We start from the raw sequence: 15554 nt of genomic DNA, 5'->3' as shown, positions 1-15554 counted from the left end.
CTCAGTAACTAGTGGCGTCCCAGCGCTTTGGGCGCCGCAGGATTAGTGATACAACCAGCCAGCACTATTACCGTTAAAATATAAGGCAGCATTTCGATCAGCTGAATTGGAATGATATAACCAGTGTCAAGCAACTCGATCCCTTGCATTCTAATCGAGAGCGCGTCCAAAAAGCCAAATAACAGACAAGCCAGTAACACGCCGCTCGGGCGCCAGCGACCAAAAATTAACGCCGCAAGCGCAATAAAGCCTTTGCCAACAGTCATATTATTGATAAAACCCGCGCCATGGCCAATTGATAAATAAGCACCCGCTAAGCCACACAATGCACCGCCCGCCAGTACCGCGCCATAACGGGTTAAGTTAACCGAGCCGCCGGCACGACTTAACGCCAAAGGATTCTCCCCCGCTGCAAAGACCTGTTTGCCCAGTGGCGAAAACTTAAAAAAACCACTCAAAAGTATCACACTGATAAAGGCCACATATACCAGTACATTGTGACCGCTAAGTACTAACCAATATCCCATTGACCAAAAGCTGTCATTACGCGCGATCACAGCAGGGAATTCTAGGTTAGCAAGCCTCAAACCATCGGCTAAAACTGGGGTCATGCCGCCTAAATTAAACAGGTGCTGACCTAGAATAGCGGTGCCAGCCAATGCCAACATGTTAATTGCTATGCCCGATATAACCTGATCGCCACGATGGGTAATGCAAGCAAAAGCATGCAATAGCGCCAAGCCCATCGCCGCTAACATCGCAATGGCTACCCCTTGCCATACCACCCCAGTGCTGGTGACCCAGGCGGCCGCGGCAAAAGCACTGACCAACATTTTACCTTCTAACCCAATATCAATAATGCCAGAACGCTCACTCAGCATGCCGGCCAGCGCTGCAAACAACAGTGGCGTTGCAAGGCGAATGCTCGCATCGATTAACCCGAGCCATTGCGCTAAATTAGTCCAGTCCATTGCTCACTCCTTGGCGTTTGACCCGACTTAACCAGCGGTCGATCTTAGGTTTAAGCATCCACTCTAACGCGCCGCAAAACAAAATAACTAATCCTTGAATCAGTAAAACAATGTCATTGCCAATATGATCGATATTAAAGGCCAGCTCCGATCCTCCTTGATATAACGCGCCAAACAGAATACTCGATAAAATAATCGCTAACGGCTGGTTTCGACCAATAATAGCCACCGCAATGCCGGCAAAGCCATAACCCGCGACAAATTCAAGTTTCAGTTGATGTGAAGCACCTTGAATTTCATTGAGCCCAACAAAGCTTGCCAGCGCTCCCGATAACATCATGGTAATGACAATAACCCGACCTTGGTTTATACCTGCAAAGTCTGCAGCTTTAGCACTAAAGCCAACAGCTCTGGCCTCGTAACCAAAACGGCTAGAGTGCAAATAATAATGCACAAGCAAACAACACAATAGTGCCCAAAAGAAAGAAAGATTAAGCGGAGTAGCCGCTAAATCTAGGCCAAAGGGTAGCTGGTGAATATAAGGCAACCAACTGTTTTCTGCAAAAATCGGACTAACCGATGCCATTTGTTCAGGGCCTTTCAAGACATTAACTAATAAATAGACCAGCAACGATGAGGCAATAAAATTAAACATAATGGTGGTGATCACAATATGCGAGCCACGATACGCATTTAGCCAGCCAGGAATAAATGCCCACAACGCGCCAAACAGCGCAGCGCTAATCGTCGTTAACACCAATAACAGCCAAAAAGGCAAGCTATCACCAAAAGTACCGCACACGACAGCAACGCCGATGCCGCCTAAGGTCGCTTGCCCTTCGGCCCCGATATTAAACAAACCAGCATGCCAAGCTAACGCGACCGACAAGCCAGTAAACATAAAGTTGGTCGCATAAAATAAGGTGTAACCTATGCCCTCACTATTGCCAAAAGCACCAAACATTAAGATTTTAGCCGCGTAACCGACATCGACATCGGTCGCCATTAACACGACGGCACCCGCAATGAGTGCCAAACCAATATTAACCACAATTAATAATAAACTGTTAAACCACGGTGGGAAATCCCTATTCATTATTAGCTCCCAACGTCATTAGCAGCCGCAGTTTTTGCTTGGCCAGTTGCGACTTATCAAGCAAAGCGACTATTCGGCCTTGTTGAAATATCACGGCGAGATCCGCCAAGCTAATCACTTCATCTAAATCATCAGCAACCAATAATATTGCGGTTCCGCGCTGCCGCAGATCAAATAATTGGCGATAAATTAGCGCAATGCCTGCGACATCGACCCCATGAGTTGGCTGGTTTAACAGCAAGAGCTGCGGCTGCTGGTTTATTTCGCGCGCCAGGACCATTTTTTGTTGATTGCCCGCCGAAAAATAACCACTTTTCATCTTTGGATTATGCGGCCGAATATCCCATTGCGTCATCAACTGGGCGCAGTGGTTTAAATTGCTACTACGGCTTAAGCCACTCCAAAACCACTTTTTTGAACAACAACCTAACATCAACGACTCAACCAGCGAAAACTCACTAATTAAACCGAGTCCGAGCACTGAATTTGGCACATAACCAATGCCCAGCTCGCGTGCCTGGGAGATATTATACGCAGTGGAGGCATCAAACTTTCGACCAGCAAAGGTTATTTGCCCCCAATCAAAGCCTGAACGCCCAGCGATAACATCCAATAACTCGCTTTGGCCAGCACCGGGCAAACCAACCAGGGCAACAATTTGGCCGCTATTAATTGTTAAATCAATATCTTTAAGTAACAAGCTAGGCACTGCCGCTTTACTTAGCGGCGACCGATATCTATTAAGCTTGGTCACCGTTAACACCGGCTGCCCAGTAACACAAACGGACTTATCAATGATCTGGGGGATCGTCACTTCATGACCAACGACCAATTTAGTTATCTGAGCAACGCTAACATCCTTGGGCTCGATACTCTTAATCACCTCGCCTTGTTTAATCACCGAGATAACATCGCAAATATGATGTAAGGCCACCAATTTATGCGATACCACCACCACCGAAATACCCTGGGTTTTAAGTAACACAAACAGCTTAAATAAATGCTGCGATTCAGCGGCGGACAACAAAGCCATTGGCTCATCTAATATCAATACCCTAACGCCGCGGTATAACGCCCTTAGAATGTCAACTTGCTGACGTTGGCTATAACTTAAGTCTGCCATAATCTGATTTAATGAGAATTTAAATCCGAACTCTCGGCTTAAGTGTTGCAATTCTTGTTCAGCCACGCGATTCGTTTGATAAACATAACTATCAATTGGCTGCCCCAACACAATATTTTCTAATACTGAGAGCTGTTCGAGCCAACTAACCTTTTGATGCAACATGCCAAGGCCATGAGCTATCGCCGCTTTTGGGTCATCAACAGCAATCACCGCGCCATCAAATTTTATGCAGCCGCTATCAGGCTGTTCAAGGCCATAAGCTATTTGCATTAAGGTTGATTTACCCGCACCATTTTCACCGACAATACCGTGAATTGATCCCGCAGCAACACTGAGCGAAGCGTTGTGAAGTGCCACATTGCCCGCAAAGTGTTTCGATATATTGACGAGCTCTAATGCCGGAACTAACGTCATCGACAGGCACCTGCAACCGTATGATGCTCAATCTTTATTTTTCCCGTCAGCAGTTGCTGTTTTATCTGCTGAATTTTGATGTAATGCCGATCACTATAAAGCTGACGATTATGGTGGTCTCTGACCAATTCTACCCAATTATCTTGCATATTATAATTGATGACACCGCTGGCCCAGCTGCCATCGATAGAACTTGTGACGGAGGCAAAAACTGCCTGGCCAACCTTTTTAACCATCGACGTTAACATGCTCTGTGGCTGCAATGCATTTTGATTCGAGTCGACCCCAATCGCTAAAATATTGGCTTCATGAGCGGCTAAGTACACTCCGCGACCCGAGCCGCCTGCCGCGGCAAATAACACATCGGCCCCACGCTCAATTTGACTTTTAGCCAGTTCGTTGGCCTTGCTTGGATCATTCCAAGCGTTAACCGTTGAGCTAATGTAATTTTTAACCACCACGATATTTGGGCTAACATAACGCGCGCCTTGGATATAACCACAACTAAATTTAGTAATTAGCCCAACATCCATGCCACCAACAAACCCTATCACCTGCGAGTTGCTATTCATCGCTGCCAGCGCCCCGGCCAGATAGGCGCCCTGCGCCTCATCAAAAATTATCGATTGCACATTGGGTAAATCAATCACACTGTCCAGCACCACAAAAGCTTGGTCGGGAAACAACTTGGCTGCTTTGGTGATCGCCGGCGCCGTATTAAATCCGACGCCAATAATCGGCTGATAGCCACGCTGAGCTAATTTGATCACAGCTTGCTCTATTTGGGCGGAACGGGCCGGCTCAAACTCTTTAACCGCAATGCCCGCAGCTCGTAGCTTTAACACGCCATTGACATACACCGCCTGACTAAAGGATTGGTCAAATTTGCTGGCGCCATCGTAAATAACCGCAACTCGCACCGGCAACGGCTCGGCCATCGAGATTGACGAGAACAACCAAGCCAGGATTAAACATATTCGTTTCAAGGAAAAGCCTCTACTGATGAGTCGGCATGCCGCGAGTTACCGCGTTAAGCAAACGCTTAGTTTTACGATTAACGCTATTATTTTTTTGCTGTTGCTCAGCCAACGCCCACTCGATATGCTCTGCCACTAATTCCGTGACTTGTGATTTTTTAGCATTTAACACCGCGACAATTTCTTCGTCATAAGGGGCATTGCCCAGCGCCACCGCAATATTTCTTAACCAACGTTCGTGGCCAATACGGCGAATAGCTGAGCCTTCGGTCTGTTTTAAAAAGAACGATTCACTCCAACTGAACAACTCAACCAGCTCTGGCGAATGCAGATCTTTACGTGGTTTAAAATCGTCTTCATCACTGGCTTGGGCAAACTTATTCCACGGACAAATCAACTGACAATCATCGCAGCCATAAATTCGGTTGCCTATTGCTTTGCGAAATTCCAGTGGTATTTCACCAAATTTTTCAATCGTTAAATAAGAAATACAACGCCGACCGTCAACTACATAAGGTTCTGTTATCGCGCCGGTCGGGCAAATAGTTAGACAGGCAACACAGCTGCCGCATTGCTCAACTACGGGCTGCGAAATTGGCAATGGCAAACTAATCAACAGCTCACCTAAAAAGAAAAACGACCCTGCTTGCTGATTAATAATCAACGAATGTTTACCGACCCAGCCCAGCCCAGCCTTTTCGGCCAGCGGACGCTCCATCACCGGCGCCGAATCAACAAACGGGCGTGCAATGATATCACTGACCTCTGTTTCAATTTTTTGCTGTAACTTTTTCAGCCGATTACGCATCATTTTATGGTAATCACGACCTGTCGCATAACGGCTAATATAGCCTTTCGTCGGTTGCTTCATCGTCGACACGATCAGCGCTTGCGGTGGTAAGTAATCTAGTCGAACACTTATCACGCGTAAGGTGCCCGGCAGTAATTCTTCGGGACGCGCGCGCATCATGCCATGACGAGCCATGTAATCCATGCCCCCATGATAGCCGTGATCAAGCCAGCGTTGTAACGCAGCCTCATGACTGCTCAGATCGGTATCGCTAATCCCAACATCATTAAAACCAAGCTCAAGCGCCCACACTTTTATTTTGTCAGCTAATTGCTGATAAAAAACACTGCTGTCCACGAAAAATCTCTCTTAAAAAAATCATCGCTACTCTAGCATTTTTTCCGATTTTTTTCAGCCTCAGCGCCGCTTTATCTGCGGTGATGTTATTTAATGATCGCAGCGCTAATTAGTTCCTGCGTCACCGCGCTAACTTCAGTCTTCGCCCCAACTAAATAACCGCGCGCTAATGGCGGTGCAAAAGAGCATCATTGCCAATAATGAAAATATATTAGGCAACAATTCCATTACGTTAGCACCATTTAGCATAATGTCTCGCATGCCAGAAACTAAATGAGTGAGCGGCACAAAGTTAGCCACCAGCTGTAAAATGGGGTGCGCACTGTCAAGCGAGAACCACACGCCAGATAAAAACATCATCGGCCAAGACACCATATTAAGCAGCCCGCCAGCAAATTCTTCACTTTTACATTTGCTCGCCATCATTAATCCAACCGATATCAGTGCCATGCTGCCACATAACATTAAGACAAATAAGTCGAAATACGAGCCATTCATTTTTAGTCCTAACAATTCAACGCACGCTAACGCAATCAACATTGATGTTAGTAATTGAATGAACATGCGTGATAAAATTTGCGAGAAAATAAACTCACTGGCCGATAACGGCGTGGCTTTAAGCCGTTTAAGCACACCATTTTTACGATATCGAACAATAACAAAACCAATACCAAACAGGCCACTAAACATCATATTCATGCCAATAATGCCGGGTAAAACCCAGTCGACATAACTAATCGCTTGCCCGCTGACTTCTTGCATTTCAATTGGCTGCTTAACTTGTGACTTTAGAATAATTTCGAGTAAATATCCTTTAGCCGACTGCGGATTAAGCCAGTAACGTTGCAAGCCCGGGTCGATAACCAAGTCGAGCTGATGTTGCCGTAATTTGGTTAATGCTTGCTCAGTTTGTGGGTAAGTTACAAATTCAATGTGTTTAAGCTGACTAAAGTCGCTAAAAACATTCGGCTGTTGCGCAGTAGTTGCTGTAATTAAGCCAACCCGATACTGGTCGGGCTGTCCTTGGCTAAATGCCAATGACAAACCTAACACCAATAATAATGGGAAAGCGATATTCCAAGATAATGACGCGCGATCACGCACAAATTCTAAGTTTCTGGCATGCCACAAAGCCAACATTCGTCTAAACAAGTGAATTACTCCCGCAATGCGTGTCCGGTTAATTTCAAAAATAAATCTTCGAGGGTTGGCGCTGTGATAGTTAAACCGTCAATCGCCACTTGATGACGCAGCAGTTGGGTCACTACGGCATCAACTCGCTCGGTGACAATTTCAATTTCGTGCTCATTTTCAATAATTTCAAAATCAAAAACATTCGGATCGGTAATAACACCACGAGGCAGCTTTACCATCATGCCTGGCAAGTGCTGAGTTAATAGCTGCGCTGGCGAGCCCAGTGCAATAACCTTACCTTGATCCACTATCGCAATACGGTCGCACAATACTTGTGCCTCATCCATGTAATGCGTCGTTAACAAAATAGTTTTACCCTGGGCTTTTAATTGCTTAATCAATTGCCAAAAATTACGTCTGGCTTGTGGGTCAAGTCCGGTAGTAGGTTCGTCCAAAAAGATCAACTGCGGATCATTAATCAGGGCCAGTGCTAATAACAAGCGTTGACGTTGGCCACCTGATAGTTTGCGGTTATCTCGCTTGAGCAGGTCTTGCAACGCGCAACTGTCAATCAGTTGTGCTAGCGGCACCGGATTATCATAGAGCGCTCGAAATAATTTTAAGGTATCGGTCACCGTCAAAAAATCCTGTAACGCGGTGTTTTGAAATTGAATGCCAATTTGCTGTGCAAACTGCTGATCGCGAAGCTGGCCATTAAACAAGACCTCGCCGGAATCGGCATTAATGACATCTTCTAATATTTCAATGGTCGTCGATTTTCCGGCACCATTAGGGCCCAACAAACCAAAACATTCCCCTTGATAAACATCAAAAGATAAATGATCAACTGCACGCACTTCCGGGTATTGTTTAACCAGATTGCGGGCGCTTAAAATTACATCTGACACAGCGATTTCCTTGCTCAAAAAAGTAGCACACCTTAATGCAGTCTACCCTTAATCTGAGTACAAAACAGCTAATATTCAATAAAAACAATACACTTAAGTATGAAATACCTAGTAGCACTAAAAACATCAAATTTGCAATCGATCCTAGCGTTGCTGTGATCGGGGCTTGGTGTATCTAATAACCTGGTATTAGCGTTACCGAGCTAAAATATCATTTTAGCTCGGTGCTTGGGAATATTTGAGATGGGCAAGTGGTTTTTCATTTAGGGTAGGTGTTTTATTCATTGAGGGCGAGCGTTAGCCCTACCGCTTGCAAACGGGTGGAATGCTTAATTAACTCATCAAAAAAACCTTTTTTATCAGTAATTGATGGTGTCATTTCGACTTTAATTTGTTGCTCAGTAAATTGAAGTTTCAGTGGCATGCAGGCTATATTGAGCCGCCCTTGGGTACATGAAATAGCTAACCGAAACAACGCGATTAAAAAGACTAATCGCGCTTTAGTTACCCCAACCAAGTCAGGCTCCAGTTTTATATTGCCGCGATGATTTCCAATTAATATTTTTAACAACCAGCGCTCCTCTTCACTAAAGCCCAACATTTCACTGTGCTGAACAATATAAGCCCCATGTTGTTGGCGTTTAACCGAGTTAATGCTTAGGCCAATCTCATGCAACTGCGCCGCCCACGTTAAGGCGTGTAATTCAGCATCATTGAGTGGCACGACTGACGAGTGCTTAACTGATTTTAGTTGCTTTGATTGCAGCTCGAGTTGGTCACCAAATTGGTTAATTTGCGCAATAACACGACGACTGTAATCGTGATCTGTGTGATATAACTTGCACATACTGCTAATGGTACGTTCTCTACTATCACTGTCGCTGCGGGAATGACTTAAACCATACAATACCCCCTCCCTTAGCGCGCCGCTGCAATAAGTTAGGCTGGCGATCGCCAAGATATCAAAACACGCGCTAACAATAGCCACGGCACCGGGTAACAAGCTTAATTTGTCAGCGGGGATAGATCGCAATGGAATGTTGTCGCAAGTTTGCCAATGCAACAATTGTTTTTTTAAGCGCTTGAGCTGTTTGGCGCTAATTTTACTGCTGCCATTAATCTCTTTTAAGCACAGCTCAATCATTTTAAACGCGCCCGATGTTCCCAGCACAGTTTTCCAACCGTATTGACGAAAACGATCGGCGACGGTCGATAAATGAATAATCGCACAGTCGTAAGCTTGATCAAATTGTTGCTGACTAATATTACCATCGACAAAAAACTGACGCCGAAACTGTCCGGTGCCAATCTCCAAACTTTCTTTAAGACAGGTATCAAAATGGCGACCAATCACCAACTCGGTACTGCCACCTCCGATATCAATCACCAGTGTGCGGCCTTTAATCGCTTGGGTATGAGCGACGCCTTGATATATCAAAGCCGCTTCAGTTTGACCATCAATCACTTCAATCGGGTATGGCAATACTTTAAAGGCCGCCTTAATGAACTGGTCGCGATTTTTCGCCTTACGTAAACTATGCGTCGCGACAATGCGCACCGCACTATGGGGCAACCGAGAAAAACGTTGCGAAAATTCTTTTAAGCACTCAACCCCCCGACTAATCGCTGCAGCCGTTAAATTGCCATTGGCGTCAAAGCCGTCACTTAACGAAACTTGCTGCTTTTGACGGTCAACAATAGTGAGACACCCCGCATGCTCCTTGGCAATAATTAAATGAAAACTGTTCGATCCAATATCTATCGCAACAACATGTCGGGTCGTGTTCATAACGTTACCTCATGTGAAATAAACTGTTGAGTGTGCTCTGCTTTAGCACGCGAATTTTCCAGTGTTTTCGGCGGCTTGAGGTAATGGTGAATTTCAAGCTGGGCATCATTTTTAGCAATAAGTTCAATATACGCTTGCTGATAAGGGTTTGATTGCGGTTGATTGATTAATCGAGCTTTGACGTTGTCCTGCAATTGAATATTAATGATATCGATAATAGTTTGTTTAACTTGCGGGCACAAAATAGGGCAACCTACTTCGACCCGTTGCTCAATATTACGGGTCATCCAATCTGCCGAAGAAATATAAACTTTAGGCTGGCCATTATTGTTAAAAATGGCCACGCGTGGGTGCTCAAGATAACGTCCGACCAAGCTTATCGCATTAATATTTTCGCTTTGCCCTACAATACCAGTCACTAACGAGCAAATACCGCGCACAATTAAATTCACGTTAACCCCAGCATTATTGGCTTGGTATAATTTATTGATGAGTTTTTTATCGACTAAATTATTTAATTTAAGGGTAATGCCGTTACTTTGATTATTTGAGGCCGCTTTAATTTCCTGATCAATCAGCTGGTTTAATTCTTCTCTGGCGTTTATCGGTGAAACCAGCAAATGTTTAAACTGGTATTTGTGATAAGGTTTTTCAATAAACTCAAATACCTTGCTAACTTCTTTAGTGATTTCCGGGTGGCAAGTAAACAAGCTAAAGTCGGTATATATTTTGGCGTTTTTTTCGTTGAAGTTCCCGGTGCCAATATGGGCATATTGCACCAAACCTTGCTCTTCAAGTCGGCTAATTAAGCATATTTTGGCATGAACCTTTAACCCTTCAATGCCGTAAGATACCTGCGCGCCGGCATTGGTGAGCTTTTCTGCCGAAATTAAATTCGCTTGTTCGTCAAATCGTGCTTTAAGTTCGATATTAACCTTAACGATTTTGCCATTTTTTACCGCTTCAATTAACGCTGAGATCACCCGTGATTTTTTGGCCACTCGGTACAAACAAATTTCAATTTGCTTAACTTTGGGATCAAAGGCCGCTTGGCGCAATAACTCAGTAAAATGTGAAAACTTATGATACGGATAATACAGCAAGATATCCCGTGCCTTAATCGCACTAAAAGCGGTAGTAAACTGCTCAAATTGAGGATGTTCTAGCGCCGGTATTTTACTAAACTCGAGTTGTTTATTGTCCAAACTCGGAAATTCAATAAAATCTTTAAAGCTATGATAACGGCCACCAGCGATCAGCCCCTGATTATGGCTAATCTTTAAGTTTTTCTTGAGTGTCTTAAGCATCTCGGCTGGCATTTTGTGATCAAAGACTAACCGCACTGGCGTAGCGTTAAGACGCCGGCGTAAGCTTTTACTCATTTGCTCATATAAGCTTTGGCTAAATTCTTGTTTTACGTCCAACTCAGCATCGCGGGTTAGCTTCATTGAATAGGCATTAATTTTATCAAACTCGAAAAATCCAATGAAAATGTCCCTTAAACAATGGCGAATAATATTATCAAGCAAGATAATGTTTTTCGCGCCGCTGACCGGATCTTTAGGCAATTCGACAAAACGTGGCACATTGCTGCTAGGCACTTCAACCAAGGCATATTGCGTTTGATTAGTTTGCTCGATGCCAACCATTAAATAGGTGCTTTCGTCATTAATAAGATCTATAAGCTTCATGTTGTTATTAATAATTAGCGGGAATATATGACGGCGTAACTTGGCGTGATAATAATCGGTTAACCACAAGCCCTGCTGTTGACTCAGCTGTGTTTCATTAATGAGGTTGATATTATTGTCAGCCAAACGGCGCAATAGAACAAGGTATGTTTGGTCAAATTCAGCTTGTAAATTGATGACTTTATCTTGAATGTCATCAAAGAGTTTTAACGCGATTAATTTTTGATTTGGCGCTTGCAACAACAATACTTGGCGCCGAAGATTAGCAACCCGAACCCGGTAAAATTCATCCATGTTGCTAGAATAAATACCTAAAAAACGTAATCGTTCTAATAAGGGCACGTTATCATCTTGCGCTTCTTGCAATACCCGATGATTAAATGACAACCAACTAAGTTCTTTTTCTAAATAATTATATTGATCCATAATGCGACACTCTAGCGCTAGAAGTCGTCATTTTAAATCCGCAAGATGACAAATATATTACAGTTTTACGAAGAGCTTATTACGCGTGCAGCAAGTAAACTTCGTTATGTCAGCGACATCTTTGCAACAAAAAAGACCGCCTAAGCGGTCTTTTAGCACGAACAAATCTTCGCGTATTCTTGTTAACTTAGTGCCAACCCTCTACGTCTTTCATGTCAGGTAATTCATGTGCGATACCCTTATGACAATCGATACAGGTTTTTTCACCACTGGCCAATGCGCTTGAGTGCATCTTAACGCTGCGGCTGCCTTGCTCACTAAAATCCATGTATTCAAAGTTGTGGCAGTTACGACACTCTCGAGAGTCGTTGTCCTTCATCCGCTTCCATTCGCGCATCGCCATCGATTTACGGTGTTCAACAAACTTCTCTCGGGTATCTATTACCCCCGTCAGCATGCCCCAGACCTCTTTACTGGCGGCAATTTTACGAATAATTTTATGGGTCCAATCCTTTGGTACGTGACAATCTGGACAAGTAGCCCTCACCCCAGAACGATTCGAGTAATGAATGGTTTCACGATATTCCTGATACACATTATCAGCCATTTCATGACAGCCGGTACAAAACTCTTCGGTATTAGTCAGGGATAACGCGGTATTAAAGCCGCCCCAAAATACCACACCACCGATAAAGCCCAGCGCGAGTATTAGTCCGACGCCCGCTTTGCTCGGCGCTGACAACGTCCGCCATATTTTTTTCAATAGTTTCATTAGCACTTCCCTCAGGCTACTTATTGCTGACTCAAAGAATCAACAGCCTTAAAGTCATTTTCAACCAGCGGCTTGCCATCAACTTGTGGCACATGACACTGTAAACAGAAATAACGACGCGGTGAAACATCAGACAAGGTCATGCCTTCTCGCGTTTCAAAGTGGGTTGGGCTGACTTTTGTTGCGCCCGTTTCACGCGCATATTTCCACCCATGACAAGATAAACACTTATTTGCGTTTAAATTAATCTTATAACCACGTATTTGATGTGGAATGATTGGTGGTTGATGCACATAGTTGCGTTGCAACGGTTCGCGATCTTTAATCACTCGTTTGTGCTTATCGGCACTGCGGGTGACATCGAGTTCGATTACGCCGCGCAGTGATTCAACACCACCGCTATTTGATGGTATGACTTGATCTTCTTGTGCTACGGATCCCGCAGCAAAACCCATTATCATTAGGGCTAATATGATTTTTTTCATTGTATACTCCGCCTAGAGGCTCACCGTTAACAAAAGTGGCTCACCGTTAACAAAATGCTTTACGATGCCCTCACGGTGACAAACACCGCGCGGGCATTAGGCTTAGGCCTTACGCACTTTTATTGCACATTTTTTAAAGTCAGTTTGCTTTGACAAGGGATCTGTCGCATCAAGGGTCAGCTTATTAATCAACTGACGAGCATCAAACCAAGGCACAAACACTAAACCAACGGGTGGTCTGTTGCGGCCACGGGTTTCAATTCTGCTTTTCATTTCACCACGACGCGACTCGACAATGACTTCATCACCGCGACGTAAGTTGCGCTTACGGGCGTCATCAGGGTGCATAAAGACCACCGCATCAGGGAAGGCACGGTATAGCTCTGGTACTCGACGGGTCATAGACCCAGAGTGCCAATGCTCAAGCACGCGGCCAGTACATAACCACATATCGTATTCTTGATCTGGTGATTCTGGTGGCGCTTCATACGGGGCAGCGATAATCAGTGCTTTACCGTCTGGCTTGCCGTAAAACTCAAAGTCTTTACCTTTGCCAACATAAGGATCTGAGCCTTCTTTAAAGCGCCATTTGGTTTCTTTGCCATCCACTACCGGCCAACGTAAGCCGCGAGCGGTGTGATACATTTCATACGGCGCTAAATCGTGACCATGACCACGACCAAACGTCGCATATTCTTCAAATAAGCCCTTTTGCACATAGAAGCCACAATCGTTGGCGTCATCATTAAGCTCTTTGGCCTCGTCAATTGAAAACGCATCAACATTGCCATTGCGATACAAGACGTCGTACATTGTTTTACCACGTAAATGAGGCGCAGCAGCGAGCAGCTCTTCGGTCCACACTTCTTCAATTTTAAAGCGTTTTGCAAACTCCATTAATTGCCATAAGTCAGATTTCGCCTCACCCGGCGCTTTAACCTGCTGGAACCAATGCTGAGTCCGGCGCTCGGCATTACCGTAACAGCCTTCTTTTTCGACCCACATCGCGGTCGGTAAGATCAAGTCAGCCGCCTGACAAGTCACTGTAGGGTAAGGGTCAGACACCACGATAAAGTTTTCAGGGTTACGATAGCCCGGCAAACCTTCTTCATTGATGTTGGCTGCCGCTTGCATGTTGTTATTACACATCACCCAATAAGCATTTAACTTGCCGTCTTTAAGCATCCGGTTTTGCAGCGCGGCGTGATAACCCGGTTTGGCCGGAATAGTACCTTCAGGTAATTTCCAAATTTTTTCTGCAATGTCGCGATGGGCTTTTTTCTTAACCAGTAAATCAGCCGGCAAGCGATGCGAGAAAGTGCCAACTTCACGAGCCGTGCCACAAGCTGAAGGCTGACCCGTTAATGAAAATGGGCCATTGCCTGGCTCGGATATTTTACCGGTTAGCAAGTGAATGTTATAAACCAAGCTATTCATCCAAACACCACGTGTGTGCTGGTTCATGCCCATGGTCCAGAGCGACATTACTTTAATCTTAGGATCGGCATAAGCTTTCGCCATTTCTTCTAGTTTGTGAGCCGGTACGCCAGAAATTTCGACCGTTTTTTCTAAAGTATATTCAGCAACTTGTGCTTTGTATTCTTCAAAGGTCATGTCATACATTTTACCTGCAGACTTTACATTTTTAGCCGCTTGCTCAAGCTTGTGCTCTGGGCGCAAGCCATAACCGATATCGGTGGTGGCTTTTTTGAAATGGGTATGTTTATTAACAAAATCCCAGTTAACCGCGTCATGCTCAATAATGTAATGCGCAATGTAGTTAGCAATAGCCAAATCGGTATTGGGAGTAAAGATCATGCCATTGTCAGCGAGCTCGAATGAACGATGGGTATAAGTCGACATCACATGCACTCGTACATCACTATCAGATAAACGCCGATCCGTTAAGCGAGTCCATAAAATAGGGTGCATTTCAGCCATGTTTGAACCCCACAGCACAAAACAGTCTGAGTGTTCAAAATCGTCATAACAGCCCATCGGCTCATCAATGCCAAAGGTCCGCATAAAACCACCGACCGCAGACGCCATGCAGTGACGCGCGTTGGGATCAATATTGTTAGAGCGAAAGCCAGCTTTCATGAGCTTAACCGCGGCATAACCTTCCATCACCGTCCACTGACCCGAACCAAACATGCCAACTGAGGTCGGCCCCTTTTCTTTGAGCGCTTTTTTAAATTTTAACGCCATCACATCAAACGCCTTGTCCCAACTAACCGGAACAAAGTCACCTTCTTTGTCGTATTCACCATTGGTCATTCGTAACAATGGCTGGGTTAAACGATCCTTACCGTACATAATCTTCGATAAAAAATAACCTTTAATACAATTTAAACCTTTGTTTACCGGCGCATCGGGGTCACCTTGCGTGGCGACAACTTTGCCATCTTGGCTACCGACCAACACACTACAACCGGTGCCACAAAAACGGCATGGTGCTTTGTCCCATTTAATTTTACTTTTAGCGGGATCTGTTACCAAATTTGATGCCGCTACCGGTACAACAACTCCGGCTGCAGCTGCTGTTGCTGCTATTGCATTTGCTTTTATGAAGTCACGTCTTGAAAGACTCATCACTTCTTCTCCTAACTTAGGGGTCT

12 protein-coding genes are annotated in these 15554 nt (G+C 44.7%); all 12 read right to left on the bottom strand.

What is annotated here, in order from left to right:
• Nucleotides 1–8 precede the first annotated feature (8 nt).
• The 12 genes from HRU23_05870 to napA all read right to left on the bottom strand — a co-directional run bounded on the left by HRU23_05870 (nt 9) and on the right by napA (nt 15528).
• Nucleotides 9–971, bottom strand: a complete 963-nt coding sequence (locus HRU23_05870) for an ABC transporter permease (protein ID NRA53653.1) — start codon at nt 969–971, stop codon at nt 9–11.
• Nucleotides 958–2067: an ABC transporter permease gene (locus tag HRU23_05865; protein NRA53652.1), complete on the bottom strand. Its 1110-nt coding sequence runs from the start codon at nt 2065–2067 to the stop codon at nt 958–960. Before HRU23_05865 ends, HRU23_05870 begins: the two co-directional genes overlap by 14 nt.
• The gene (locus HRU23_05860; GenBank protein NRA53651.1) at nt 2060–3607 is read right to left on the bottom strand and encodes an ATP-binding cassette domain-containing protein; all 1548 of its coding nucleotides are present in this window, start codon (nt 3605–3607) and stop codon (nt 2060–2062) included. The genes HRU23_05865 and HRU23_05860 overlap by 8 nt, the downstream gene beginning before the upstream one ends.
• Nucleotides 3604–4593, bottom strand: coding sequence for a BMP family ABC transporter substrate-binding protein (locus HRU23_05855; protein NRA53650.1), 990 nt, complete (start codon nt 4591–4593; stop codon nt 3604–3606). The genes HRU23_05860 and HRU23_05855 overlap by 4 nt, the downstream gene beginning before the upstream one ends.
• 10 nt (nt 4594–4603) lie before the next feature.
• Entirely contained in the window at nt 4604–5731 is a 1128-nt protein-coding gene (gene queG / locus HRU23_05850) for a tRNA epoxyqueuosine(34) reductase QueG (GenBank protein ID NRA53649.1), read from the bottom strand.
• A gap of 135 nt (nt 5732–5866) precedes the next feature.
• On the bottom strand, nt 5867–6871 hold the full coding sequence (locus tag HRU23_05845) for an ABC transporter permease (GenBank protein ID NRA53648.1): 1005 nt from the start codon (nt 6869–6871) through the stop codon (nt 5867–5869).
• A gap of 17 nt (nt 6872–6888) precedes the next feature.
• A complete protein-coding gene (locus HRU23_05840) occupies nt 6889–7761 on the bottom strand; it encodes an ABC transporter ATP-binding protein (protein NRA53647.1) in 873 nt (290 codons plus the stop codon).
• Between the two features lie 289 nt (nt 7762–8050).
• Nucleotides 8051–9562, bottom strand: a complete 1512-nt coding sequence (locus tag HRU23_05835) for a Ppx/GppA family phosphatase (GenBank protein NRA53646.1) — start codon at nt 9560–9562, stop codon at nt 8051–8053.
• The gene (ppk1, locus tag HRU23_05830) at nt 9559–11679 is read right to left on the bottom strand and encodes a polyphosphate kinase 1 (protein NRA53645.1); all 2121 of its coding nucleotides are present in this window, start codon (nt 11677–11679) and stop codon (nt 9559–9561) included. The genes HRU23_05835 and ppk1 overlap by 4 nt, the downstream gene beginning before the upstream one ends.
• A gap of 187 nt (nt 11680–11866) precedes the next feature.
• Nucleotides 11867–12451 (bottom strand): cytochrome c3 family protein, encoded by a 585-nt coding sequence (locus HRU23_05825; protein NRA53644.1) that lies wholly within the window; start codon nt 12449–12451, stop codon nt 11867–11869.
• Between the two features lie 20 nt (nt 12452–12471).
• A complete protein-coding gene (locus tag HRU23_05820) occupies nt 12472–12936 on the bottom strand; it encodes a nitrate reductase cytochrome c-type subunit (GenBank protein NRA53643.1) in 465 nt (154 codons plus the stop codon).
• A gap of 102 nt (nt 12937–13038) precedes the next feature.
• Nucleotides 13039–15528, bottom strand: coding sequence for a nitrate reductase catalytic subunit NapA (napA, locus tag HRU23_05815; protein NRA53642.1), 2490 nt, complete (start codon nt 15526–15528; stop codon nt 13039–13041).
• Between the last annotated feature and the right edge of the window lie 26 nt (nt 15529–15554).

This window comes from Gammaproteobacteria bacterium (assembly GCA_013214945.1).
Classification (GTDB): domain Bacteria; phylum Pseudomonadota; class Gammaproteobacteria; order Enterobacterales; family Psychrobiaceae; genus Psychrobium.
The sequence above is the reverse complement of the archived record's forward strand: the minus strand, read 5'-3'. Positions and strand labels throughout refer to the sequence as shown.